Source organism: Snodgrassella alvi, assembly GCF_002777745.1.
GTDB classification, from domain to species: domain Bacteria; phylum Pseudomonadota; class Gammaproteobacteria; order Burkholderiales; family Neisseriaceae; genus Snodgrassella; species Snodgrassella alvi_D.
Map to the genome: position 1 here is coordinate 25,937 of NZ_MEIO01000048.1, position 24,187 is coordinate 50,123.

The following is a 24,187-nucleotide window of genomic DNA, read 5'->3' on the forward strand; positions in this document are numbered from 1 at the left end:
TTAGACATTGAAATCATTTCTGGTAATTATCTAGAGATATTAAAGCTGGTTGTTTATCTATGGTAGAATAAATTTTTCTATGTAAATCAAATTGATTTAACCGGATCTGGCTGTACCGGTATCAATGTGGAACAATCTATGTCTGAACTTTTATATAAGAAACCAACTGACAGTGATGTTTTGTTATCAGTGGTGATGCATCCAGAAGATACTAATGCCAATAACACTATTTTCGGCGGGCGTATTCTGGCTCTGATGGATCAGGCGGCCTATGCGTGTGCCTGCAAACATGCCCGTGCTGTAACGGTGACTGCGTCTATTAATACAGTTAATTTCCGTACACCGATTTATGTTGGTGATCTGGTATCCATTAAAGCGCGGGTAAATTATGTGGGGACATCATCCATGATGATTGGTATCCGTGTGGAAGCAGAAAATCTGCTTACCGGAGAAATACGCCACAGTAATTCCAGCTATTTCACGATGGTGGCAATTGATTCTGCTACCGGCAAGCCGCAAACTGTACCCGGCCTGATTCTGGAAACACCCAATGAAGTACGCCGTTTTGTACGCTCATATACGCGTAAAATGGAACAACAGGAAAGTCTGAAAGATTTTCAGGTTAAAGCTTTCCATTTGAATAAAGAGCATCTGGACTGGTGTCAGACTCAGAATGCACGGCTAAATGCTGATTTGTATAATGAAATAGAATAATGCAGATTTGTTTGCATTTCTCTTCTGCCGGTGTGTAGTATTGATTTTTCAGCCTTGATTCAAGGCTATTTGCTCTACTTATCACCATATCCCTGTCTGGTGTTATTGCACAATCGCCAGTATGGATTTGAAATTAATGACTTTAGAGAATTTTTTAGCTATTGGTGACAAATACAAAGAAATTAGTAGCCTTAAAAGATTCGTAATTGCTCCAGCAGTTGAACAAATCAATACCAATATTGATTTTAATATTGATATTTCATTTAGAAAATGTAAGCGCAAAAATGCTAGATACAGCTAAGATTTAACCAAAAACAGGAAGCCAAAGCATTGGCCGATGAAGCTAAAGCAAAGCGTAAAGCCAGAACCATACAAAACCAAGTGGCAAAACAAAATCGCTTGATTATTGATTGAAGAACAGAAACAAGCTAACCAAGCCAGTGAATAACGAGCAGCAATTGACTGGGAAAATGTTCCAGTTGGCACGATATATCACGACAAGACTGGCAAGCAATGGCAGAAGGAAGTCAGCGGCTTCCTACATTATTCTGAAGACAATGCCAGTATTCCTCTGGTCAAATCGGTAAAGCTTTAGCATCAGGGGCACTCATACGAAAAGATGTACCAACGTCACAAATGCTAAATCTGGACTGAGTGATGAAGCAAACAGCCATATCAGGGCTGAAATTGCTAAAAAGCTGGTTGATAATCCGACAGCATTCAGTCTGGACATGGCTGCCACACTTTATCAGGCAATGACAGTCAAACCATTTTAATTGCGGTGGAATCTGTCATGAGTGGGTAGGAGAAGCCTTTGTGATTCGCCGTCCTCCTTATGTGGCGGTTACCGCTAACCCTGCCTATTCCCAAGCGTTTAGCGGCGCTAAGGTTAGTGAGATTCAACTAACATAAGGAAACATTTTAATGTACTCATACAAAAGAAAAATTCTGAATCTTGTCGACATTTCCATACCTGAAACAGACAGTACACAATTAAGCCATGATATTCACCAGGCGATTTGTGAGTTGTCTTATAGCTTGCAAGGTATTAGTTGTAGTGCTTATGCCGCTGCCTGCTCTTTCTGGCAGAAGATAAAATGTGGCTTGAAACAGGGACGCTAGAACAATTACAAGCTGTCTGAATCATAAGCGAGCTATTAAATTTTATGGTACATACTGAAGCGCGATTAAGTCATAGACTGTAAGCTAAACAAATAAAGCCCCGTTTGGGGCTTTATTTAATTTCACAAAGATTTTGCAGCTTGTTCCTGTTCATATCGCGCTATCTCATTATCAAACTCTTGTTTTTCTTGTTTGATCCTTTCAACAACAACGGAATAATCAGTACCTTATAAATAAGGTGGTGCTAATTCAGGACACAAATTATAGACAAGCATATTTATGTTAATCATATTACCTAAAGCTGTTCCACATGCATGAACAGTTAGATCAGGGTAAAAATGATATTTATGTCGTAGATCAAGAGCAAATTGATCAAGAGCCTTACCTAATTCATTAGCTCTCTGGTTAATCTCAACTAGTTGCTCATGAGAAAATTCTGATTTGTCCATATCCATTACCAATGATGATTCACCGCCTCGCCAGGTAAGTCAAAAATACCTCCACTATCAGAACCAAGACAACACGTATAGGCCGCATAACACTGATGAAACCCTATATTAGGAATAAGGCCTTCAGTACAGCGATTATATTGCTGGCTGCACCGTTTAAGCTGACTTGCTGAAAAACGCAGCAATCCTTCATTATCTTGTTTTTGATTCTGTTTCTTACTACTCAACATACTAGCTACACTAGAATGCTTTTGGTCAGCCGCGGTAGCAGTTACTGCTGATATACTTAAAGCTACCAGTTACTTAAAGCTACCAGTATTGATAAAGAAATTAAACGCTTTAACATCAAAATTCCTCCTGTTTACTAGAAGATAAGTAAATTTATAGCAAATCTAATTAAAATATAAATCAATATGTTAAAGTTTATTTTGTTTCAATTTTGTTACATACTTGGTTCGTCATCATCCTTATCATTACTCGGCGCAATCGCAACCCTTTTAGTTTTCTTCTGGTCAAGTACTCTGTCGCACGCTCAACCTATTCTCTACCGTTGTTTTAAGCTTGTTATAGGCATTCCGAAGGCTGTCTATGCTTCGGTCAATTACCACTGTTGCTCGCTCAAAGTAGTAAGGTACGATAAGGTATAAAAAAAGCCGTCTTTAAAAAGACGGCTTTTTTGGTCAAACGGGATATGCTTATTTACGCAGACCCAGACGGCCAATCAGTTCGCGATAGGTATCCGGTTTGGTGCGACGGATATATGCCAGCAAACGACGACGGGCACTTACCATTTTCAACAGACCACGACGGCTGTGGTGATCTTTTGGGTTGGCTTTGAAGTGGCCAGTCAGGTCATTAATACGGAAAGTTAACAACGCGATTTGTACTTCAGAAGAACCTGTGTCTCCTTCAGTACGCTGATAATCTTTAACGATTTGTGCTTTTTGTTCAACAGATAACATGTAATTCACTCTTACAAAAAAAAAGCCTTGCGGCAGACAAGTTGGCCAAGCTAATCATGTTGTGATTAACAACTACCAACTCCAATACGTATTTAACTTGCAGAAGCGGTATTCATCAGACGTAATACTTTCAAACGCCTGCTGGCAGCCTGATATTGCACCAGTCCGATAAAGCGCCCATTGGCAGCATAAATACGCAAGGGAGATATTGTGCCATAATTTTGCTCACAATGCACGGCTACACCGTGTTGTAACTGTAAAATATCTTTGTCGGTGAGGGTAACTGCCGGAAAATGTTGTACCAGTACATCACAGGGTAAGAGCCAGTTATCGCGGGCAGTTTCATCCTCACTGTTAATGGCTGCCAGTGTGTGTGTTTTTCCGATCATAAAACCGGCTGTTGCTGTACGCCGTAAGGCAGTGAGATACGCTAGTGTACCCATGTGTTTGGCCATATCTTCGGCCAGTGTACGGATATAGGTTCCTTTACTGCAACGCACATTTATTACCAGTTTAGGAAAGGCAAATTCCAAAATATCGATCTGGTAGATAGTTACCTGCCGGCTTTTACGTTCGATGGTGATGCCGGCTCGAGCATACTCGTACAGGGGTTTACCCTGATGTTTGATGGCTGAGTACATGGGCGGGGTTTGGGTAATTTCACCGCTGAAAGCTGCGATTGCTGCCTCTACTTGTGCCATTGTGATACTGGTATCAGCTGTGGCCACAATTTCACCCTCTGCATCGCCGGTACTGGTGGCCACTCCAAGATGTAATGTGGCTATGTAAGCTTTGTCGGCATCCAGTAAATACTGGGCAAATTTGGTGGCTTCACCAAAACACACTGGCAACAGACCAGTAGCCAGCGGGTCGAGTACGCCGGTGTGTCCGGCCTTGGCAGCACCATATAAAAACCGTGCTCGCTGTAATGCGCTGTTACTACTCATACCGCTGTCTTTGTCCAGCAGCAGCACTCCATTAAGGGCGCGTTTGCGCCGGCTAATCTGGTTATTCATAATGATTCTGATGTAATCCGGTTTCAGAGTAATTAAGCGTGCGCATAATAACATGCTTTAACCCATAGCTATGTCGTTAGGACTTTGCTGGCTAATATGATATAAGCTTCTTACGCTAAAGCAGGCTAATTTTGCATATTAATTTGTTTTCTTAACTTTAATACGCTTTCTGTTATGCTGGCTCTAGGCCATATTAGTTGATTTTTTACATTGATACTAATTCAATCTGAAATGAATAATTAAAATTTATTATAAATTCTTGTGCATATATTGTATCTGGCAAAAATTAAGTCTTACGCAAATGCTTAGTTTAGAGTTACAATTATTTAAGTTTTACTGCTGGTACTGTACTGATATATCTGTCAGAATTACTGCCAGATATAATTACACTCAATCCTGACTTAAGCGACAATTAGCCTGCGTGATGAAAATATTCACATTGTTAAAAGAATTATTTGTCATTTTCATTCAGGATGATGTTTACACTGGTATTGATTCTTTCCGGTGATTGATTTTTGTTGTACTGGTCTGACTGTCTGATAACAGAAATAAACAGGCCAAACATTTCTATCTTTACTGATGAAAAGGGTTCATTATGAAAGCAGCCGTAGTAACAAAAGACAAAAAAGTAGCCATTCAGGACAAAGCTGTACGTCCGCTGAAAGCCAATGAAGCATTACTGAAAATGGAATGTTGCGGGGTTTGCCATACTGATTTGCATGTTAAAAATGCAGATTTTGGTGATGTTACTGGTGTCACTCTGGGACATGAAGGTATCGGGGTGGTTACTGCTGTAGGTGAAGATGTTACTTCTTTAAAAGTAGGCGACCGTGCCAGTGTTGCTTGGTTCTTTGAAGGCTGCGGCCATTGTGAATACTGTAATAGTGGCCGTGAGACATTCTGCCGTGAAGTTAAAAATGCCGGTTATACCGTAGATGGTGGTATGGCAGAAGAATGTATTGTGGTTGCAGATTATGCTGTTAAAGTACCGGATGGTTTGAGTTCTGAGGCTGCCAGCAGCATTACCTGTGCTGGTGTAACTACTTACAAGGCTATCAAGGTATCTCATATTCAGCCTGGCCAGTGGATTGCAATTTACGGTTTGGGTGGTCTGGGTAATCTGGCTTTACAATATGCCAAAAATGTCTTCAATGCTAAAGTGATTGCCATTGATGTAAATGATAAGCAACTGGAGCTGGCACGGGAAATGGGTGCAGATATGACTCTGAATCCTGCCAAAGAAAAAGTAGAAGAAATCATTCAGGAAAAAGTGGGCGGCGCTTATGCAGCCGTTGTTACTGCGGTAGCCAAATCAGCATTTAATTCTGCTGTAGCTTCTGTACGCGCCGGAGGACGTATTGTTGCTGTAGCGTTGCCGGTAGATACTATGGATCTGAATATTCCACGTTTGGTGCTGGATGGTATTGAGGTGGTTGGCTCTCTGGTAGGTACACGTGAAGATTTGCGTGAAGCATTCCAGTTTGGTGCGGAAGGTAAAGTGGTACCAAAAGTAACCTTGCGTCCTCTGGAAGACATCAATGATATTTTTGATGAAATGACTGCCGGCAAATTCACTGGTCGTATGGTAATTGATTTCAAAAATGCCTGATTTTTAGCTAATCAGCAAAAAAGCCATAGTTTGACTATGGCTTTTTTGTTAATAGGAAATATGGTCATTAACAGGCTTCCCCTACCTGTACACCATTAAAAGTATCCTGAGCAGAAGCAAGGCTGGCTACCAACTGCTGTGCTGCCTGAAATTCAGGCGTTTGCATACTGGCAGCGTATTGTGCTGCTGTACCGTGGCCTGCAATCATTTGCCAGCGCTGTGCCAGCCGGCTGGTATTCGGCCAGACAAAACCGTCCAGTAAGTTATCTACCCAGTCTGGCTTGTTGCATACCAGTGCAATATCACAACCAGCGGCAAATGCATGCGCTGCACGCTGTTTAATATTGCCGGCGCTACTGGCACCTTCCATTGTCAGGTCATCAGAAAAAATCACGCCATCAAACTGCATTTTATCGCGCAGAACTTCTTCCAGCCAAATAGTGGAAAATCCGGCCGGTTCGGTTGGGTCAATTTTCGGATATACAACATGTGCCGGCATTAGTGCCGGCATGCCATGATGAATCAAATCATTGAATGGCTGAATATCATCAGCCCATAATTCTTCCCAGCTGCGTTTATCCTCAGGTAAAGTCAGATGGCTGTCGCCACTGGCAGCACCGTGTCCGGGGAAATGCTTACCACAGCAAGCCATGCCGCCACGTGCCAAACCACGCTGCACGGCAGTTGCCAGAGCGCTGACTACGGCTGGCTGCTGATGAAAACTGCGATTTCCGATAACAGCACATTCTCCCCAGTCCAAATCGAGCACAGGTGTGAATGACAAATCTATACCGCATGCACGTAATTCAGTAGCCAGTACCCAGCCTACTGTTTCAGCCATTTTATCGGCCATTGCTGCACCATGCTGTTCCCAGCACTGTCCCAATGTATGCATTGCCGGTAAACGGGTAAATTCTGGGATAAAGCGTTGTACTCTTCCACCTTCATGATCAACAGCCACTATCAATTCAGGGGTTCGTAGCACTTTAATTTCTGCAACCAGCTTGGTCAGTTGTGCGCGGGATTGATAATTGCGCCGAAATAGAATTACTCCACCAATTGCTGGATGGCATAAACGTTCACGTTCTGCGACACTGAGATGAAACTCTGCTACATCAGCCATAATTGGGCCACGAGCTAATGCTTTGGGTTGTGCTGACAACATAGATTTATTCCAGAAAATATTAAATGAATTAACTGTCTAGCCAGATTGAAAGTCGATTTCTCACCATAATTAAGCAATTGTGTACAGAAAAACTGCATTAAAGTGTGCATTATTATCTGCCTGATTAAACCTAAACAATCAAATCAGCAATAATTGATTGCAATCTTACTATCTGTATATGCTATATATCATGGCAGTATCAGGGCAATAAATAGTGTGTTACTGGCACGTCTGATTAACAGTGGTACGCTTTTACCACTGGCTTCTACCGCCTGCTCGAAATCATTTTCATCATGCACCAGTTTTTGCCCAACAGCCACGATGATATCACCACGGCGTAAATCCACTTGTGCAGCCAGTCCTCTGACTTCTTCTATCACCAGCCCTTTTGTTGTTACCCGCAAGCTCAGACCAAGGTGCTGTTCAGTAAAATTGATACCGTCAGTTGGCATAACGGCACTGGCTGTACTGGGTGAATTATTGATGGCCGGCGACATATCATCCAGTATGACTTTGATTTCCTCTTTTTTGCCTTTGCGCCAGATACCCAGAATAATTTGTTTACCCGGTTGCAGCAGACCAACTTTGACCGGTAAATCACTAGAACTATCTAGTTTTTCACCGTTTATACTTTCCACAATATCGCCTGTTAACAAGCCGGCCTTGGCTGCTGGCCCGCCGGCAATCACCTGAGTAATCAGTGCACCATGAGCTTTATCTAAACCAAAAGATTTTGCCAGATTATAGTTAACCTCCTGAATGACTACGCCCAGACGACCGCGCTGTACTTTACCTGTCATTTTCAATTGTTCAGCAACATTCATGGCCACATCAATCGGAATGGCAAAGGAAATACCCATAAATCCGCCACTGCGACTGTATATCTGTGAGTTAATCCCGATTACCTGCCCTTTCAGATTAAACAGTGGACCACCCGAATTTCCCGGATTGATGGCGACATCAGTCTGAATAAACGGAGTGTAATTTTCTTCCGGCAGACTGCGCCCTTTGGCAGAGACAATGCCCGCAGTCACGGTATTATCAAAACCAAACGGTGCGCCGATTGCTGCTACCCATTCCCCCACTTTTAAATCTTTTGGATTACCCGGCTCCACTACGGGTAATTCAGTGGCACTGATTTTTAATAATGCAACATCAGACTGAGTATCAGCACCGATCAGTTTGGCCTGAAATTCACGTTTATCATTCAGTAATACCTTGATGTTGTTCATGCCATTGACAACATGGGTGTTGGTAAGGATATAGCCATCTTTACTGATGATGAAACCTGAACCGAAATTGTATTCATCATCATTTGCCTGCGGTGTTTGCGGTACATTCGGTAAAAGATGCCTGAAGTACTCATAAAATGGATCATTATCAGGCAGAGCATCCGAGCTAACTTCACTGTCACCATCAATATTGCGGTTATCACGTGTTGCCTGAATATTCACTACGGCCGGACCCTGCTGGTCAACGAGCTGGGTAAAATCAGGCAATAGCATGGCTACCCGATTATTGTTGCCATCAGTGCCGGCAGGTATTTCCTTCACAAAACGCTGATTGGGGCTTTCTGTGCCAAACCAGTGTTCTAGCCGGTCACAACCAGCAGCTACTAATAACATTGACATAATTATAGTCAACACATATTTGCGATTTATCCGCATCAACATCCCTATCTTGTTTGTTTTCTTACACAAGCGGTTATCAATAATATTGTAGCGAAAAGAGGCGTTAAATTACACAATTACACAGTTAAAATTATCTTTGCCGGATATTCGCACAAATCGTTAATCAAACAATGCTCGCACACGGGTTTACGCGCTTTACATATGTAACGTCCATGTAAAATCAGCCAGTGGTGCGCATCTACCCTGAATTGTTTGGGTACCACCTGCATTAATTTATCCTCAACCTCACGCACGGTTTTGCCCGGTGCAAGGCCAGTACGGTTACATACTCGGAAAATATGGGTATCAACAGCAATTGTTGGCTGACCAAATGCTGTATTCAGTACCACATTGGCTGTTTTTCGTCCTACACCGGGTAAAGCCTCCAGTTGCTCCCTGGTTTGCGGCACTTCACCATCATACTGCTGCACCAGTATCTGGCAGGTTTCCAGCACATGTTTGGCTTTGGTTTTGTACAAGCCAATGGTACGAATGCAATCCATGACTTTATCCATGCCCAAGGCCAGCATAGCTTCTGCTGTTGGTGCCAATTGAAACAGGTGCACGGTACATTTATTTACGGATACATCAGTAGCCTGTGCCGAGAGCATAACTGCAATTAATAACTCAAATGGTGAGTGGTATATCAGCTCTGTGGTCGGATGCGGACAAGCGGCCTGCAAACGAACAAAAATTTCCTTGCGTTTATGTGCATTCATGAAATTCGACTATTATCTGTTTTTCTGTTGCTGACGAAACTGCCAGGGTGCAATTGCTCGGGCATTGTGCCACAAACCGAGACGGTTTTGGCGCGCCTTAAGCTGAGCATCCTGATAACGGCTAAAACCAAGGCGATCTTGCTGTTTTTTAGCAATAGAATTGTAATGCCAGGCATGACCCTGTTGTACCATCCATAAATTGATATCCACATTATTCAGCATAATTTGGCCAACTTCGCGCTGATACTGGTCGATGGCAACCACATTGACATCCACCGGCTTGCCTTCAATGCGTGCCTTTAAAGCGTCACGACTGGCCACTCCGTAGGCTTGTTTGATTTCCGGTGCATCTATATTAGCCAGACGCACTTTATGCATGTGTCCATCCTTGTCCCTGACATGTACTGTATCGCCGTCATGTACGCTATCAATGCTGCCAGAATAATGTCCTTTACTGGCTACCGCCCATTTCTTTCCCCTGTTACCTGTACCTGCCGGTCTGCCATTGAAAATGTCCTGCACAGAACGCACAATACTATCGGCTTTATGCACCCATTTTTCTAATGGTGCAATCATACTGTCCGGTAACCAGACTTTAGCTACTGTCAGAATAATCGCTATCCATACCAAAAGTTTACGCCATTTTGTCAAAATTTCTCACCTCTTTTACATTTATCAGAAACCATGTTCTGAGTATATTCTGCCAGCTCAACAGGCGGCCACCAGTTGCTGCCGAATATGCTGGCAACATGACAGGTGTTTTAAACAGCAGCAGCCAGTCCCCCTTTTAAGGCAACTGGCCACATAGTTATTAATTCAAAATGTTGTTACATACTGCTATCGCAGCGAATTTAAACTTTAGCTGTTAATACCTGAACGCCACTGCTGCAACCTAACACCAGCAAATCAGCTGCATGATGGGTAAACAAGCCATTCTCTACCACACCAGGTATAGCGTTAATTGCGTCTTCCATTTTAATCGGTTCGTTCAGATTCAGATTGGCTACATCCAGAATCTGATTACCATTATCGGTGGTAAAGCCCAAACGTAATTCTGGCTCACCACCCAGCTTCAATAATCTGCGTGCGACCAGTGAGCGTGCATTTGGAATGACTTCTACTGGCAACGGGAAATGACCAAGACGACTGGTATACTTGCTTTCATCGGCAATACAAATGAATTTTTCAGCAGCACTGGCTACAATCTTTTCATTTAATAATGCGCCACCACCACCTTTAATCATCTGCAATAAATGATTAATTTCATCAGCACCATCGATATATAACGGTAAACCATTAACTTCATTCAAAGTTACTTCTGGAATACCAAAGTTTTTCAGAGCCTCACTGGTCTGAACAGAAGTAGAAACCGCACCTTTGATTCTTTTCCTGCTTTGCGCCAGAGCTTCAATAAAGAAACGTACAGTCGAACCAGTACCAATCCCCAAATATTCATTTTCCTGTACATATTCCACTGCTTTTTCAGCGGCCTGACGCTTCAGCGCATCTTGTGCTTTCATACTTACTGCTCCTTCTTTACTCTGTTCAATATTCAGACAATATTTATCTGCATAAAAATTATAGCTCAAGCGCATACCAGATTAAACTGCTGTCAGTAAGACAATAGCCTGAGCTTCAATAGCTTCTTCCCGTCCCAGATAACCTAATTTCTCATTGGTTTTCCCCTTAATATTCACCGCTTCAAGGGGCAGATTCAGATCGGAAGCAATGTGCATTCGCATCTGGTCTATATAAGGACGCAATTTTGGCTGCTGAGCAATCACCGTACTATCGACATTGACCACCCGCCAGCCAGCAGCCTGTACAGCAGCATATGCACCACGCAACAGCTCACGGCTGTCTGCGTCTTTATTCGTAGCTGCCGTATCTGGATAAAGTTTACCGATGTCGCCTAAAGCCGCTGCACCCAGCAATGCATCGGTAATGGCGTGCAAGAGGGCATCGGCATCAGAATGGCCAAGCAAGCCCTTATCAAAGGGAATATTCACCCCGCCCAGTAACAGTGGCCTGCCGGCTACGAGCTGATGCACATCATAGCCCTGCCCGACTCTTATCGAATTCATTCAACGGTTTCCTGTTGTAAAAAATAGGTGGCTAATAAAGCATCCTGTGCACTGGTTAATTTCAAGTTACGTATATCGCCCAGCACCAGCAACGGTGACAGACCGAGTGCTTCCACCGCGGACGATTCATCAGTTATCACATCCAGATCCACCTGTGCCAGTGCTCTGGCCAGAATACCGGCACGGAACATTTGTGGTGTTTGCGCCTGCCATAAGCCATCACGGCTCACCGTACAGCAGACATGCTGCGCTGTATCAGCCTGCTTCAAGGTATCGGCTACCGGCAACGCCAGTAATCCGCCTACGGCATGATTATGTACGGCCGCAAGCAGACGCTGTACCGAGTCAGCACTCACGCAGCAGCGTGCAGCATCATGTACCAATAGCCAATCATTATCTTGTAAGTCAAACTGCTGCTGTGCATGCATAATGCCATTGCGCACTGTCTGTGCACGCGTGGTACCACCACAACGCAGAATATGCACATTTGATGGTAGTTCTGCCGCCGGATAGATGGTATCGATATATTCATCCTGTTCAGAGACCACAATCAGTAATAGATCAATTGCATTGATTTGTACCAGCCGCGACACAGTATGCTCAAGAACAGTTTTACCAATCAGGCTGACATACTGTTTAGGACAGGCTGCACCAAAGCGTGCTCCTACACCGGCGGCGGGAATCAACGCTACATGGCGGGTCATTTGGATTTATCCTCGGTATCTTGCTGCCACTGCCGCCAGACACAAGGCGCACCAGCAATTTTGTCCAACGCCTGCAAATAGTTTTCATGCTCAGCCAGCTCTTCACTACTGGGTGTCACTACCGGCAGTGCTGCATGTTTAATCTGATACTGGCCGCCGGCAGCCGGATTATTGCTGGTAGTAGTGGTGGCCATCAGTTCATCCACTAAACTGAACTGGCTGCGTGTCATAGCCAGATAAACTTCACCCAGTAATTCACAGTCAATCAATGCACCATGCAGTACACGTTTGCTACGGTCAACCTCCAGACGCGTACATAAAGCATCTAGCGAATTCTTCTGCCCCGGATATCTGTCCCGTGCCATTTTTAGGGTATCAGTGATATCGCTGGTAATGGTTTTCGTTCTGGGCATTCCCAGACGTTTAAACTCCATATCCAGAAAACCTTCATCAAACGAGGCATTATGAATAATCAGTTCGGCGCCACGTATGTAATCAGCAATTTGCTGCGCCACGTCGGCAAATACCGGTGCATTCATTTCGTTCAGCTTTTCCAGCGTAATCCCGTGGACAGCGACTGCCTCTTCAGGGATATCACGCTCAGGATTAATATACAGATGCAGATTATTACCAGTAAGGCGCCGGTCTATCATTTCCACTCCGGCAAATTCAATTAAACGGTCGCCATTGTTTGCTGACAGGCCAGTGGTTTCAGTATCAAGAATTATTTGACGCATATTGATGCTTTAAGCGGTTGAACACCGCAGACTTAAAACAACGATAATACTAAAAAATCTATGACTGCGCATATCTGCTGATTCAGTCGGCAGCAGATTTACCCTTTTAAGCCTGCATTTTTAACAGCATATGCAGGTAAAACCGGCACATACTCCAAATAAATGTCATATGAACCACTTGCCTGCAAACTTGTTACTATTTTTATCATTAATAAAATCAAATATATAATTACTAACTACTATTATTTTAGTAAATAATAATGAATATCATTTGCAATTATAAATTAATTTGTTTATGATGTACTTATGCTCACGTAACAACACAAATATTGACATATAACATGTTGAATTTGCAGAACATGTAAATCGATTTAAAAATAAATTGTTGCCTTTCCGACAATTTATTATGGCAGTTAACTATTGGTAGTGGTTTGTGTTCCTTTTTACGCCCCTTGTTTTAGGGGCGATTTTTTTGTTTGGCGATTTAAAAATATAAATTATGATCAATCAACCATTTGCGCAGACAAATATCAGCACATAAACAAACAAATGAGGCTGTTATCACTGCGGCTGATAACGCCCAGCCATGGCCTGATAAATCAGATTTTCATTCTGCAAAACGTTATAACGATTGTTCAATACATTTTGTGCGGAAGAATATTGCGTATTCAGGGCATCCAGCCAGTCACTGAGCGGATTAGTACCATACTGATAACGTGCATAATAATAGCGGCTATTTTTCAAATCGTATTGATATTTTTGCTCAGTATTGGTCAAAGAGGCGCGGCTAAGCTTATATTGCTGATAATAGCGTTCCACCTCATTGAGTGCCGTAGTCAACGATTGTTCGAAAGTTAATTTTGCACTGTCAAAGTCCGCCTTGGCCTGTTTATTCTGCCAGTACAGAGTTTGCCAGTCGAGAAACGGCAGATTCACATTGACGCTCGCTGTACCAACAGGAAAACGCAAAGCTGAAGCTGCCGTATCAGAACGCGAATTAACCGCAGTGCTCAGGCTGATACTCGGATACCAATTTCTCCGCGTAGCTTGTTGACTGGCATAAGCAGACTGCAAACGATACTCTGCCGCACGTAAATCGGGGCGATTGGCCAGTACTGACAACGGTACATCGAGATTTACCCCACTAAAATGAATCTGATCTAGTGGTGTTGGGCGAATATCTGCTTGCTCATTCGGACGTTGATTAAGTAAATTATGCAGATTTTGCACTACTTCAACCCGATTCTGTTGCAGTGAATTCAGACTGTTTTCAGCATTCAATAACGATTGTTCAGCATTGGTGACATTAATACTGCTTATCTTACCCACCTGATACTGTGCCTGCGAAATACGCGCAATCCGGCGGTATTGCTCAATGCTGTCTGTTGTCAGGCTGATAGCACCATCAATATAAGCCAAATGGAAATAGTTATCGACTACGCTGTTAATCAGCGACAATCGGCTTGCAGCCATATCCTGTTCACTGGCCTGATAACGCCAGATGGCTGCATTGGTATTCGCCCGGATTTTCTGCCACACATCCAGCTCATAGCTCAAGCCAAGCTGTCCGGTAAAGTTGCGGCTGGAAATGCCACCTTGCTTTAAATCTTTAGAGCTGCTGGCACCAAGTGAACCGTTGGCTTTAGGTAATAAATCCACACCTGTCAGCCGAGCACTGTAGCGCGCTTTTTCTGCGGTTAACGCCGCCTGACGTAAATCAGCATTATTGGTAAGCGCTGTGCTGATTAATTGATTCAGGGTGGCATCCTGATAGATTTCCCACCAGTTTGGATTAACCTGATATTGCGCTGCAATTTCTGCACTACTTAACATTCCGGCTGTACGCAGGCTTTGCTGCGGATAGGAAGTATGAGTAGCACACGCAGCTAACAATACATTTAAACTGAGCACCAGCACAGCAGTGCTTCTTTTCACAGAAATATTTTTCATCATGGTTACTTTAACTTCCAGCTTCAACCGAATCCGGGATGATAAATACAATCACCGCAAACATCTTCCCATACCCATAACTGCTAAATCCAGAAAAAGCAGGCTTAATCACGCGACAATGCATCAATCGGATTCAGTTGTGAAGCTCGTTTTGCCGGCATAAAGCCAAACAGTACCCCAATCACACTGGAACACAGCACTGCCATCACGATAGAAACCGTAGAAAACGACATAGCAAAATCGGTAGCCAGCAGATTAAACAACATACTGATAGCAAAAGAAAACAATACGCCTACCACCCCGCCAATCAGGCAAATCAGCACAGCCTCAATCAGAAATTGCTCAAGTATATTGTGCTGACGTGCTCCGATAGCCATGCGGATACCAATTTCCTTTACTCGTTCGGTGACTGACACCAGCATAATATTCATCACCCCGATACCGCCCACTACCAGTGAAATCAGGGCAATACTGGAAATCAACAGAGTCATGGTACCGGTGGTACTTTCAATAGTCTGCTTGATGGTATCGCTGTTACGAGTAAAAAAGTCTTCTGCGCCGTGGCGAGCTTTCAGTAACTCAATAATACCTTTTTCAGCCGTTTGCGAATTAACATTATCTTTTATCTTTACTGTTACCGAAGTAATGTATTTTGAACCAGAAATCCGGTTCATCAGCGTGGTATAAGGAGTATAAAGTTGTAAACTGTCACTATCCATAAAGCCATTATTATTCGGCGCTGTCACTCCTATAACCCGTAATGGTCGTTTGTTAAGCAGAATCACCTGCCCCAGTGGATCAGTGCCATCAGCAAACAGCTTATTTTTAGTATTGTTATCAATCACCACTACCTGACTGTTCTGAGTAACATCATCCTCATTAAACAGACGGCCTAGAGCAATTTTAATACCGCGTACATCGAAATACTGGTCGCCCACCCCATACAACTGAGCAGAAAGTGACTGATTATCATACGTCAGCGTGCCACTGGTACTTACTCCCGGCGTAACACTGTCAACATAATCCTGCTGTTTCAATACCTCTGCATCGCCTACAGTGAGAGTCTTAATCCGTGATGAACGGCGATCACCAAATCCGTAACCCGGATAGACTGAAACAGTATTTGTGCCCATAGCATTGATGTTTTCCAGAATTTTTTCCTGCGAACCTCGCCCCAAAGCCACCACCGAAACCACCGAGGCAATACCAATGATAATCCCAAGCATGGTGAGAAAAGAACGCATCTTATGCGCCATAATCGCCTGAATAGACATGCGAAACGATTCAAATAGCTGGTCGCGATAAAAATGCCAAGAATTATGTTCTTTAATACTTTCAATATTGCTGGGAGCAATAGTTGTATTTTTACTGTGGTCGGCGATAATACGTCCGTCGCGAATTTCAATCACCCGATTAGCATTAGCAGCGATGGTTGGGTCATGGGTTACCATTACAATGGTATGACCTGCATCATGCAGTTTATGCAGAATTTCCATCACATTCTGCCCGCTGCCAGTATCCAGTGCACCAGTTGGTTCATCCGCAAGAATGATTTCACCACCATTCATCAGCGCCCGAGCAATACTTACCCGCTGCTGCTGACCACCAGATAGCTCACTGGGACGATTTGCTTCCTTACCGGCAAGCCCGAGCTGCGCCAGTAATTCATCTGCCCGTTTCAGCCGTTCATCATGTTCCATACCTGCATATACCGCCGGCAGTGCCACATTTTCACGCGCATTTAACGAACTGAGTAGATTATAACGTTGAAAAATAAAACCAAAGCTACGGCGTCGCAAAGCAGCCTGCTCGTCCGCAGTCATAGCAGCAGTTTCCACACCATCAATTCTGTACGAACCGCTGGAAGGCACATCCAGACACCCTATAATATTCATCAGGGTAGACTTACCAGAACCAGACTGGCCGATAATAGCCACAAAATCGCCTTTTTCAATGTTCAGGTTGATATCCTTTAACACCTGTACCCGGTTTTCACCATGGCCAAACCAGCGATTAATTGCCTTAATTTCCAATAAACTCATGGCTTACATTCTCGAACCGCGCATTTTGGGTTCTCTGCTAACGCCATTTCTGGCCTCAGCACTGCTTAATGCAGATAGCACTACCTGCTCACCTTCCTTCAAACCTGATTTCACTTCTGTACGCATCCCGTCTGTAATACCAGTTTGAATCTGTCTGTCGAGTACCTGCTGATTATTACCCAGTACTTGCACTACCTTTTTACCTCGATGATGTCTGATGGCCTGATTGGATACCGTAAGCGCATTTCTGGCAGATTTCACAAATATATTATTCTGAGTTGTCATACCGATATGCAGCGCACCGTCATCATTCGGAACCAGTGCACGGGCATAATAATAGATAGCCGTATCAGTGGTATCAGTACTGGTGTTGTAACCGCCCTGTGACATCTTGGTTAAACCCGGATCTACTGCTTCCAGCGTAGCATTACGCACCTTACTGTTATCCGCCAGCGTTGTGAAAGTTAAAGGCATGCCTGCTTTAACCTTATTCATATCTCCCTCTGCAATCTGCATTTTATTCAGCATTTTGCTCAAATCTGCCAGTTGAACGATAGTCGGCGTATTCTGGCTGGAGTTTACCGTTTGCCCTTCCTCTACCGGAATAGAAACTACTGTGCCGTCCATCGGTGCAGTAATACGCGTATAACCCAAATCAGCTTCGGAGGTATTAATCGCAATCTGGGTTTGCCGGATCTGGGATTTCAACTCAGCCACATTAGCGCGTGCTGCCGCCAAATTGTCCTGTGCATTATCAAAATCCGCTTTAGAAGTAGCATCCTGATCCATTAACGCCTGTTCACGGCTAAACGCTCGCTGCTTCATTTTTAAAGTGATTTCAGCCGACACCAGTTGTGCCCGATAAGTATCCAGCTTAGCTTTATTGGTATTGAGTGTGTTTAACTGGGTGGTAGAATCGATATCAGCAATCAAATCCCCCTTTTTCACCTGCTGCCCCAGTTTGACATACAATTTTTTAATCTGGCCTGACGCCTGTGCTCCCACGTCAACCAGCTGGGCAGCGGCAATTTCCCCCGTAGCGTTGACCGTCTGAGTTATATCACTGCGGCGCACCTCATCAGTGACAAAATTCATCTGATTTTTGGGTTTAAAAAACAGGCTCCACAATATGGCCGCCAGCAGCACCAAAACCAGTAACCACACTACCCTCTTAACCCATTTTTTTTTCATATGCTTCATTATCCGTATAACACTCAAGCGTTTTTGCCCGATTGATACATCGCGGCAAAAGATTAAGATTGTAAAGGATGAAAACCATTATCATCAACTTATCTTCCAGATAATGCTGCAAATCTGCCATATACCAGATAAAATATATTGTTTATTAACCATTTTTCACCTTTTCTTAAAATATCTCATTTTCTTCAGAATTCAAACACATTGCGCTTTGACAATGCCAGCATAACCGATTAAGCTGCGCAGCTTTGCATTCACGGCATTGAAAATAAACACTAACCGTTTACAATCAAATCCATAATGTGCAGTATCAGCATACTGACAAATCATTCCGGCACATATCAGAAAGCAGTTTGGAATATACAATAATGACTAACTCAACCATTCGCCGTGCAGTGTATGCCGGCAGTTTCGACCCACCTACCAATGGTCATTTATGGATGATTCGTGAAGCACAGCCATTGTTTGATGAGCTGACTGTTGCTATCGGGATTAATCCGGAAAAAACTACAACATATTCAATTGAAGAACGTAAACAAATGCTGCGTGCCATTACCGCCAATTTTCCCAATGTAAAAATATCCTGCTTTGAGAATCAGTATTTGGTGAACTATGCGCGCAGTATAGGTGCGGATTTTATCGTACGCGGAATTCGTACTGCCTCAGATTATGAATACGAACGCTCCATGCGGCATATCAATCATGATTTACAGCCAGATATATCCACCATTTTTCTGATGCCACCTCGCGAATATGCCGAGGTTTCCTCAACCATGGTAAAAGGCATGGTAGGCCCGCAGAACTGGCAGGCCATGATACGCCGCTATGTGCCTGATGCTGTTTATGAAAAAATCATGCAAGATCATATGTACCATGAAAGCTGAACTGGCCAACTTTTAAAATTCAGCATCTGACTTTTTCTATAATATATAGAGGTATAAATAATGGCTTTCTGTTGAAACAAAAAGCCATTATTTATACAGATTTGATTCTAAATTATACAAGAAAAATTTCTATGTTCGGCTTTGCTGATATGCATTAGAAACCATGGGTACCCTTGCTGTACGCCTAGTTATTTTGCCAGCAAATGCAAGGCATGAATTTCCTAGTTTTCGGTGGCTTCAACAGTACGCCAGCACGAAACCGTAATATCCATGCCTTCTAAATTTCTTATACTGTCCGCACCTAAAAAATTTCTTTTATCTGAAACTAATTTAGTAATTTATATTTTATTTCTAAGTGACTCAGGCAGTCTTCACCTCGTCTAAAGATGAAAATAACATTATAATAATACGATCATCCAAATATTTTACTCATCTTTTAGCACTTTCATTCTTATTGTCGGTAACTATAATATAACTATTAGGTTGGCTAAGTTCAATTATGTTTCCATAAAACCTGCACACCACTTTACAAAAACTCTACCACTGCCATACAATCATCTTAGACACTGATTCTATTCCTTATTTCGTTTAAGTCATACAGGTCTGAGCCGTACAATAAGTTTCTCCTGTCTCACGTATTAGCAGACAAAATATTCTTACCATTATATCTATAAGGAGTAGCAGCACATGGCTTACCAATCTATCAACCCGTTTAACAACGAACTGATTAAAACCTTCACCAATCACACCGATGCAGAAGTAGAAAGCGCACTGGCTCAAGCCTATGCCCTGTATCAGTCTGCATGGGCACAACCTGAAAACATTGGCGACAGACAAGCCTTATTACGCCGTCTGGCCGATGTCATGACCCTGCATCAGGAAAAAATTGCCCGTATCATCACATTGGATATGGGTAAACGTCTGGCTGAAAGCCGCGGTGAAATTGCCTGTTGTATAGAAATAGTACAGTACTATGCCCAACATGGTGCAGAACTACTTAAACCAGTAGCTTACCCAAGCAAACTAGGTAAAGGCTGGGTGGAACATCATCCTATTGGCATTATTCTAGCTGTTGAACCATGGAACTTTCCGATTTATCAACTGATTCGCGTGATTGCTCCTGCAATGGCAGTAGGCAATCCCGTAGTAGCGAAACATGCCAGCAATGTACCGCAATGTGCGCAGTTGGTAGAAGATTTGCTGCGCGAAGCCAATGCACCAGCTGGTGCCTATACTAATCTGTTTGTCAGCCCGGATCAGATTGCTAACATTATCAGCGATCAACGAGTACAGGGTGTAGCCTTAACTGGTTCCGAAGACGCCGGCAGTATTGTGGCCGGACAGGCTGGTAGCAAGCTGAAAAAGGCTACCATGGAACTGGGCGGCAATGATGTATTCATAGTTACAGACGATGCCGATGTGGTAACTGCTGCACATACCGCAGTAGGCGGCAGATTGTATAACGCCGGACAGGTATGTACTGCGGCAAAACGTTTCATCGTACATGAAAAAGTAGCAGAACAATTTATTAAAATTGTTCAGGAAGACTTTGCCAAAGTGGTAATGGGCGATCCACTGGATGAAAACACCACGCTGGCACCACTTTCCTCACGTAAAAGCAAGGACAATTTGCAGAAACAGCTTGATGCAGCTATCGCTCATGGTGCTAAAGTATTGTGCGGCAATCAGCCGGCTGAAGGTAATTTCTTCACCCCTACCCTGATTACCGATATCAGCCGCGACAATCCTGCCTATTTTGAAGAATTCTTTGGTCCAGTAGCCCAGCTATATGTAGTTAAAAATGACGATGAAGCCCTTGCACTGGCCAATGATTCCCATTTTGGTTTAGGTGGCACCATTTTCTCCACAGATATTGAACGGGCGAAAAAACTGGCCTCCCGAATTGAAACCGGTATGGTATTTATCAACCGTATTGGCGACTCAGTAGCCGAATTACCGTTTGGCGGAGTAAAACGCTCCGGTTTTGGACGTGAACTAAGTGATTTAGGCATTAAAGAGTTTGTTAATCACAAGCTAGTAGTCATTGGACAGAAATAATTTATCCGTTTTACCCGTTTGAAAAAGCAGTCTGTAACTACAGACTGCTTTTTTAGCGGATTAAAAAGTATATTCCAGCTAATCACTTCTGCACATTAAATTCCACATTATCAGGCAAGTTTTTCGCTACAATCAATAACAAAAACGGATGCATCTGATAGCTCAACGCTGCGCCAGAACGGATGTGCAGATTTAATACCAGCTTGTTCTGAACTCGGTTTAAAGCCAGTGGTATGATATCTAGCTGCTGTTGTACTATTCCTGCATCAAATACCAGCACATCCTGAGTGGTGAAATCTATTGGGGTTGGTGTTCCAGTTCTACCCATGGTTGCAGCCATAGCAAAATAATGCGCAAACTCTTCTGCTGAAGTAATATGCCGCGGCACAGGCTCAGTTATTGTATTTTTAATAAAGTAATTTCTAGCCTGTTGGTAAGCAACCGGTATTGCTGTTTGATTCATACCCTGAACCGCACCAGTGGCTGGCAGAGTGGCTGAATAACTACAACCACACAGCGAACCAGCCAGTAACAAACCAGACAACATCGAGTAAACACAACAACGCATGGCATATCTCCTGTCAAGTTCAGTAAGAACAACTACTGCTTAAATGCCAGCCATGCCAGAGTCAGCCAGCCAGTTATCATTAATACCCCACCAACCGGCGTAATCGCTCCCAGCCAACGCGGCAGCCCCAAAGCCATCAGATACAGCGAGCCACAAAAAATAATCAGCCCCAGTTGCAACAAGCAAAATGGAGTTTTAACCGCAAATGACGGCACAGCTTTTACCAACACACCGAGTACCAGTAAACCCAGCGCATGCCAGAAAAAATACTGTGTAGCGGTATGCCACCATTCCAATTGCTGTGCACTGGCCGTATGCTTTAACCCATGTGCACCGAATGCTCCCAGCATTACCGCCAGAGCCAGATTACAAGCTGCCATACCTAACCACATAAATACCCCCCATTATTAACTCAGCCAGCAAGGCTGATTCTCTGTCCAGCCACATCATTCAGCCAGACAGCCATAGTATATAGGCCACAATTACGGATAACAAATCGTCTTATTGGCCAGATCTTAAATCTTTCAACAACAGCTACTGCAAATCCATACTTTTCATACCTGTTGCCAGACTGCCCTGACCACAAATAAAAACTGACCAATCTACCAGATTGGTCAGTTCTCAGCATTCAGCTTTATATTAACTTTCTTATCATATTATTTACAGCTAATACCAGCAATCTGTGGCGCTTTCGCCGTACCTACCTTAATTACACAATTGGTAGTGTTACTGCCAGATACAGTCAGATTACCGGCAGCCAGATTCATATTCAAAGGTTCTTTTACACCCATTTTTACCGCAGTGCTGGCCAGTTTCTGTATATCTTCCGGCGCATAATCAGTATTATTAGTCGCTATCTTGATATCCTTGGCACCAGCACTTACCGCTACCAGCAGCCCTAAAGAGAGCGTCAGCCCATTGCGTATCAATTTATTCATCGGACTCCTTTCCGAATAGAATATCCACTGAACATGCTAATACAAAAACGTAAGATTTTCCAGCAAAATTATTGCAATTTATTCCAAGCAAACAGCAATTACCTTACTCCCGCAATAATGCTTATATCCACACCAATATTATACTCTTGCCACAAATAAAAAGGCTGTATACCAAACCTCCGGTATACAGCTAACTAAGGGAAACTTGTAAATCGAGAAATAATCAATATGTATCAGCTCAGGCTAAATCAGTACATTATTTTCTGCTATTGCGACTGCTGGTCTAGGACATCCCTGTCCTGCTGATATTCGCCCCATAAAGCATTTACTATTCCTAACAGTACCGCAAAGCCAATTCCTAAACACCAAGCAAAATACCACATAAAACACTCCTTGATTTGTGCATTACCTACCAGCCATACCGTTGGCAGACAAAACTATTTTTAATATGCACTGTGATCATTCTTGCGAATCAGCTCACTGGTTACCTTACCACGCATTACTCGATAACACCAACTAGTATAAAGCAACACAATCGGTACAAAAATAATTGCAGCCACCAGCATCACAGTTAAGGTAAATTCACTGGAACTGGCATCCCATACTGTCAGGCTGGAACGCAGGTCAGTACTGGACGGCATGAGAAAAGGAAACATCGCCACACCGGCTGTACCGATTACCCCGGCCAACCCCAGCGCAGACAACCAGAATGCTATAAAGTTTTTGCCATTCTTAGCCAGTAACCATGCCAAAATAAAGCCCACATACGCCAATACTGGAATCAGTAATAGCAGCGGATATTGCTGAAAATTATGCATCCATGCACCAGCGGCAGTTACCACTTGCTTATGCAATGGATCGGGAGCAGCAGCAGGTAAATAACTTCCAGCCACAATACTATAGCCATCGATACCCGCATTAATCCAGATACCGGCCAGCGAAAACGTAACCACCACCACAATCAATGCAATTGTACTGGCACGCAGCGCACGCTCTCTTACCACATCTTCAGTACGCAAAGCCAGATAAATCGCACCATGGAAAATAATCATCGCCGCAGATACCACACCGCACAGCAGACTGAACGGATTGAGCAGCTCCCAGAATGTACCGGTATAGAAAGAACGCAAATCATCATCAAAATGAAACGGCACACCCAGCAGCAGATTGCCAAATGCCACCCCAAAAATCAACGGTGGCACAAAGCTGCCAGCAAACAGTAACCAATCCCAAGTGGAACGCCATAAAGAATTATTGATTTTACTGCGATAATCAAAACCTACCGGACGAAAAAATAAAGCCCATAATACCGCCATCATTGCCCAGTAGAAGCCAGAAAAAGCTGTTGCATAGGCATAAGGCCAGGCAGCAAAAATAGCACCGCCACCAGTAATAAACCATACCTGATTTCCATCCCAGTGCGGACCTACTGTATTAATAATCACTCGACGTTCATTATCGCTTTTACCTACAAACGGGAGCAGAGCGCCTGCACCCATATCCTGCCCGTCCATAATGGCAAAACCAATCAGCAAAACACCCAGCAACAACCACCAAATGAATTTCAATACCGGATAATCTAAGAATTCCATAGTTTAC

Annotated in this window: 26 protein-coding genes; 6 read left to right on the top strand and 20 right to left on the bottom strand. The window is 43.4% G+C overall.

Translation table 11 applies throughout. From position 1 onward, the window contains the following. Positions 1-138: 138 nt before the first annotated feature. The 3 genes from BHC51_RS05425 to BHC51_RS12445 all read left to right on the top strand — a co-directional run bounded on the left by BHC51_RS05425 (position 139) and on the right by BHC51_RS12445 (position 1,836). A complete protein-coding gene (locus tag BHC51_RS05425) occupies positions 139-714 on the top strand; it encodes an acyl-CoA thioesterase (protein WP_100123281.1) in 576 nt (191 codons plus the stop codon). 136 nt (positions 715-850) lie between these two features. Further along, a complete protein-coding gene (locus BHC51_RS05430) occupies positions 851-1,015 on the top strand; it encodes a RepB family plasmid replication initiator protein (RefSeq protein WP_180296437.1) in 165 nt (54 codons plus the stop codon). A gap of 623 nt (positions 1,016-1,638) precedes the next feature. After that, entirely contained in the window at positions 1,639-1,836 is a 198-nt protein-coding gene (locus BHC51_RS12445) for a hypothetical protein (RefSeq protein WP_143558794.1), read from the top strand. Positions 1,837-2,063: 227 nt separating this feature from the next. On the opposite strand, the gene BHC51_RS05435 is transcribed toward BHC51_RS12445, so the two are convergent. From BHC51_RS05435 to truB, 4 genes are all read right to left on the bottom strand, one after another. Then, a complete protein-coding gene (locus BHC51_RS05435) occupies positions 2,064-2,285 on the bottom strand; it encodes a hypothetical protein (RefSeq protein WP_143558795.1) in 222 nt (73 codons plus the stop codon). Between the two features lie 5 nt (positions 2,286-2,290). Beyond that, positions 2,291-2,515: a hypothetical protein gene (locus tag BHC51_RS05440; RefSeq protein ID WP_100123284.1), complete on the bottom strand. Its 225-nt coding sequence runs from the start codon at positions 2,513-2,515 to the stop codon at positions 2,291-2,293. A gap of 465 nt (positions 2,516-2,980) precedes the next feature. After that, positions 2,981-3,247, bottom strand: coding sequence for a 30S ribosomal protein S15 (gene rpsO / locus BHC51_RS05445; RefSeq protein WP_100090079.1), 267 nt, complete (start codon positions 3,245-3,247; stop codon positions 2,981-2,983). Between the two features lie 92 nt (positions 3,248-3,339). Further along, the gene (gene truB / locus BHC51_RS05450; RefSeq protein WP_100153563.1) at positions 3,340-4,263 is read right to left on the bottom strand and encodes a tRNA pseudouridine(55) synthase TruB; all 924 of its coding nucleotides are present in this window, start codon (positions 4,261-4,263) and stop codon (positions 3,340-3,342) included. Positions 4,264-4,858: 595 nt separating this feature from the next. On the opposite strand from truB, the gene adhP reads away from it, so the two are divergent. Continuing rightward, a complete protein-coding gene (gene adhP, locus BHC51_RS05455) occupies positions 4,859-5,872 on the top strand; it encodes an alcohol dehydrogenase AdhP (RefSeq protein ID WP_100100226.1) in 1,014 nt (337 codons plus the stop codon). Positions 5,873-5,939: 67 nt separating this feature from the next. Here adhP and nagZ read toward each other — a convergent pair whose 3' ends face one another. From nagZ to BHC51_RS05510, 11 genes are all read right to left on the bottom strand, one after another. Then, positions 5,940-7,037, bottom strand: a complete 1,098-nt coding sequence (gene nagZ, locus BHC51_RS05460) for a beta-N-acetylhexosaminidase (RefSeq protein WP_257384774.1) — start codon at positions 7,035-7,037, stop codon at positions 5,940-5,942. Between the two features lie 188 nt (positions 7,038-7,225). After that, positions 7,226-8,698, bottom strand: a complete 1,473-nt coding sequence (locus tag BHC51_RS05465; protein WP_373885682.1) for a DegQ family serine endoprotease — start codon at positions 8,696-8,698, stop codon at positions 7,226-7,228. 86 nt (positions 8,699-8,784) lie between these two features. Then, the gene (gene nth, locus BHC51_RS05470) at positions 8,785-9,426 is read right to left on the bottom strand and encodes an endonuclease III (RefSeq protein ID WP_100100224.1); all 642 of its coding nucleotides are present in this window, start codon (positions 9,424-9,426) and stop codon (positions 8,785-8,787) included. A 12-nt stretch (positions 9,427-9,438) separates the two neighbouring features. After that, complete coding sequence (locus tag BHC51_RS05475) at positions 9,439-10,077, bottom strand: thermonuclease family protein (protein ID WP_143558796.1); 639 nt, start codon at positions 10,075-10,077, stop codon at positions 9,439-9,441. Between the two features lie 200 nt (positions 10,078-10,277). Next, a complete protein-coding gene (gene rpiA / locus BHC51_RS05480) occupies positions 10,278-10,946 on the bottom strand; it encodes a ribose-5-phosphate isomerase RpiA (protein ID WP_100100222.1) in 669 nt (222 codons plus the stop codon). A gap of 81 nt (positions 10,947-11,027) precedes the next feature. Next, positions 11,028-11,510: a 2-C-methyl-D-erythritol 2,4-cyclodiphosphate synthase gene (ispF, locus tag BHC51_RS05485; RefSeq protein ID WP_100100221.1), complete on the bottom strand. Its 483-nt coding sequence runs from the start codon at positions 11,508-11,510 to the stop codon at positions 11,028-11,030. Further along, complete coding sequence (ispD, locus tag BHC51_RS05490) at positions 11,507-12,214, bottom strand: 2-C-methyl-D-erythritol 4-phosphate cytidylyltransferase (protein WP_100123286.1); 708 nt, start codon at positions 12,212-12,214, stop codon at positions 11,507-11,509. Before ispD ends, ispF begins: the two co-directional genes overlap by 4 nt. After that, positions 12,211-12,951, bottom strand: coding sequence for a DNA polymerase III subunit epsilon (gene dnaQ, locus BHC51_RS05495; protein ID WP_100123287.1), 741 nt, complete (start codon positions 12,949-12,951; stop codon positions 12,211-12,213). Before dnaQ ends, ispD begins: the two co-directional genes overlap by 4 nt. 561 nt (positions 12,952-13,512) lie before the next feature. Then, positions 13,513-14,904 (bottom strand): TolC family protein, encoded by a 1,392-nt coding sequence (locus BHC51_RS05500; protein ID WP_257384775.1) that lies wholly within the window; start codon positions 14,902-14,904, stop codon positions 13,513-13,515. A 101-nt stretch (positions 14,905-15,005) separates the two neighbouring features. Next, complete coding sequence (locus tag BHC51_RS05505) at positions 15,006-16,943, bottom strand: MacB family efflux pump subunit (RefSeq protein ID WP_100153520.1); 1,938 nt, start codon at positions 16,941-16,943, stop codon at positions 15,006-15,008. Between the two features lie 3 nt (positions 16,944-16,946). Beyond that, complete coding sequence (locus tag BHC51_RS05510; protein ID WP_100100217.1) at positions 16,947-18,134, bottom strand: efflux RND transporter periplasmic adaptor subunit; 1,188 nt, start codon at positions 18,132-18,134, stop codon at positions 16,947-16,949. A 374-nt stretch (positions 18,135-18,508) separates the two neighbouring features. Here BHC51_RS05510 and coaD point away from each other — a divergent pair, with 374 nt between their 5' ends. Then, positions 18,509-19,024 carry a pantetheine-phosphate adenylyltransferase gene (gene coaD / locus BHC51_RS05515; RefSeq protein WP_100100216.1) on the top strand — a complete coding sequence of 172 codons (516 nt, stop codon included), beginning with the start codon at positions 18,509-18,511 and terminating at the stop codon, positions 19,022-19,024. A gap of 687 nt (positions 19,025-19,711) precedes the next feature. Continuing rightward, positions 19,712-21,082 (top strand): NAD-dependent succinate-semialdehyde dehydrogenase, encoded by a 1,371-nt coding sequence (locus BHC51_RS05520; RefSeq protein ID WP_100153521.1) that lies wholly within the window; start codon positions 19,712-19,714, stop codon positions 21,080-21,082. An 82-nt stretch (positions 21,083-21,164) separates the two neighbouring features. On the opposite strand, the gene BHC51_RS05525 is transcribed toward BHC51_RS05520, so the two are convergent. From BHC51_RS05525 to cydB, 5 genes are all read right to left on the bottom strand, one after another. Beyond that, a complete protein-coding gene (locus BHC51_RS05525; protein WP_143558797.1) occupies positions 21,165-21,650 on the bottom strand; it encodes a hypothetical protein in 486 nt (161 codons plus the stop codon). Between the two features lie 32 nt (positions 21,651-21,682). After that, positions 21,683-22,042, bottom strand: coding sequence for a DUF423 domain-containing protein (locus BHC51_RS05530; protein WP_100100212.1), 360 nt, complete (start codon positions 22,040-22,042; stop codon positions 21,683-21,685). A 264-nt stretch (positions 22,043-22,306) separates the two neighbouring features. Continuing rightward, the gene (locus BHC51_RS05540; RefSeq protein ID WP_100100210.1) at positions 22,307-22,588 is read right to left on the bottom strand and encodes a hypothetical protein; all 282 of its coding nucleotides are present in this window, start codon (positions 22,586-22,588) and stop codon (positions 22,307-22,309) included. Positions 22,589-22,854: 266 nt separating this feature from the next. Beyond that, a complete protein-coding gene (gene cydX / locus BHC51_RS05545; RefSeq protein WP_100100209.1) occupies positions 22,855-22,971 on the bottom strand; it encodes a cytochrome bd-I oxidase subunit CydX in 117 nt (38 codons plus the stop codon). 60 nt (positions 22,972-23,031) lie between these two features. Then, positions 23,032-24,180 (bottom strand): cytochrome d ubiquinol oxidase subunit II, encoded by a 1,149-nt coding sequence (cydB, locus tag BHC51_RS05550; RefSeq protein WP_100100208.1) that lies wholly within the window; start codon positions 24,178-24,180, stop codon positions 23,032-23,034. Between the last annotated feature and the right edge of the window lie 7 nt (positions 24,181-24,187).

Excerpts from the sequence above, each read along its gene's own strand:
- BHC51_RS05425 (WP_100123281.1), top strand. The coding sequence starts at position 139 with ATGTCTGAACTTTTATATAAGAAACCAACTGACAGTGATGTTTTGTTA.
- BHC51_RS05430 (WP_180296437.1), top strand. The coding sequence starts at position 851 with ATGACTTTAGAGAATTTTTTAGCTATTGGTGACAAATACAAAGAAATT.
- BHC51_RS12445 (WP_143558794.1), top strand. The coding sequence starts at position 1,639 with ATGTACTCATACAAAAGAAAAATTCTGAATCTTGTCGACATTTCCATA.
- BHC51_RS05435 (WP_143558795.1), bottom strand. The coding sequence starts at position 2,285 with ATGGACAAATCAGAATTTTCTCATGAGCAACTAGTTGAGATTAACCAG.
- BHC51_RS05440 (WP_100123284.1), bottom strand. The coding sequence starts at position 2,515 with ATGTTGAGTAGTAAGAAACAGAATCAAAAACAAGATAATGAAGGATTG.
- rpsO (WP_100090079.1), bottom strand. The coding sequence starts at position 3,247 with ATGTTATCTGTTGAACAAAAAGCACAAATCGTTAAAGATTATCAGCGT.
- truB (WP_100153563.1), bottom strand. The coding sequence starts at position 4,263 with ATGAATAACCAGATTAGCCGGCGCAAACGCGCCCTTAATGGAGTGCTG.
- adhP (WP_100100226.1), top strand. The coding sequence starts at position 4,859 with ATGAAAGCAGCCGTAGTAACAAAAGACAAAAAAGTAGCCATTCAGGAC.
- nagZ (WP_257384774.1), bottom strand. The coding sequence starts at position 7,037 with ATGTTGTCAGCACAACCCAAAGCATTAGCTCGTGGCCCAATTATGGCT.
- nth (WP_100100224.1), bottom strand. The coding sequence starts at position 9,426 with ATGAATGCACATAAACGCAAGGAAATTTTTGTTCGTTTGCAGGCCGCT.
- rpiA (WP_100100222.1), bottom strand. The coding sequence starts at position 10,946 with ATGAAAGCACAAGATGCGCTGAAGCGTCAGGCCGCTGAAAAAGCAGTG.
- ispF (WP_100100221.1), bottom strand. The coding sequence starts at position 11,510 with ATGAATTCGATAAGAGTCGGGCAGGGCTATGATGTGCATCAGCTCGTA.
- ispD (WP_100123286.1), bottom strand. The coding sequence starts at position 12,214 with ATGACCCGCCATGTAGCGTTGATTCCCGCCGCCGGTGTAGGAGCACGC.
- dnaQ (WP_100123287.1), bottom strand. The coding sequence starts at position 12,951 with ATGCGTCAAATAATTCTTGATACTGAAACCACTGGCCTGTCAGCAAAC.
- BHC51_RS05500 (WP_257384775.1), bottom strand. The coding sequence starts at position 14,904 with ATGATGAAAAATATTTCTGTGAAAAGAAGCACTGCTGTGCTGGTGCTC.
- BHC51_RS05505 (WP_100153520.1), bottom strand. The coding sequence starts at position 16,943 with ATGAGTTTATTGGAAATTAAGGCAATTAATCGCTGGTTTGGCCATGGT.
- BHC51_RS05510 (WP_100100217.1), bottom strand. The coding sequence starts at position 18,134 with ATGAAAAAAAAATGGGTTAAGAGGGTAGTGTGGTTACTGGTTTTGGTG.
- coaD (WP_100100216.1), top strand. The coding sequence starts at position 18,509 with ATGACTAACTCAACCATTCGCCGTGCAGTGTATGCCGGCAGTTTCGAC.
- BHC51_RS05520 (WP_100153521.1), top strand. The coding sequence starts at position 19,712 with ATGGCTTACCAATCTATCAACCCGTTTAACAACGAACTGATTAAAACC.
- BHC51_RS05525 (WP_143558797.1), bottom strand. The coding sequence starts at position 21,650 with ATGCGTTGTTGTGTTTACTCGATGTTGTCTGGTTTGTTACTGGCTGGT.
- BHC51_RS05530 (WP_100100212.1), bottom strand. The coding sequence starts at position 22,042 with ATGTGGTTAGGTATGGCAGCTTGTAATCTGGCTCTGGCGGTAATGCTG.
- BHC51_RS05540 (WP_100100210.1), bottom strand. The coding sequence starts at position 22,588 with ATGAATAAATTGATACGCAATGGGCTGACGCTCTCTTTAGGGCTGCTG.
- cydX (WP_100100209.1), bottom strand. The coding sequence starts at position 22,971 with ATGTGGTATTTTGCTTGGTGTTTAGGAATTGGCTTTGCGGTACTGTTA.
- cydB (WP_100100208.1), bottom strand. The coding sequence starts at position 24,180 with ATGGAATTCTTAGATTATCCGGTATTGAAATTCATTTGGTGGTTGTTG.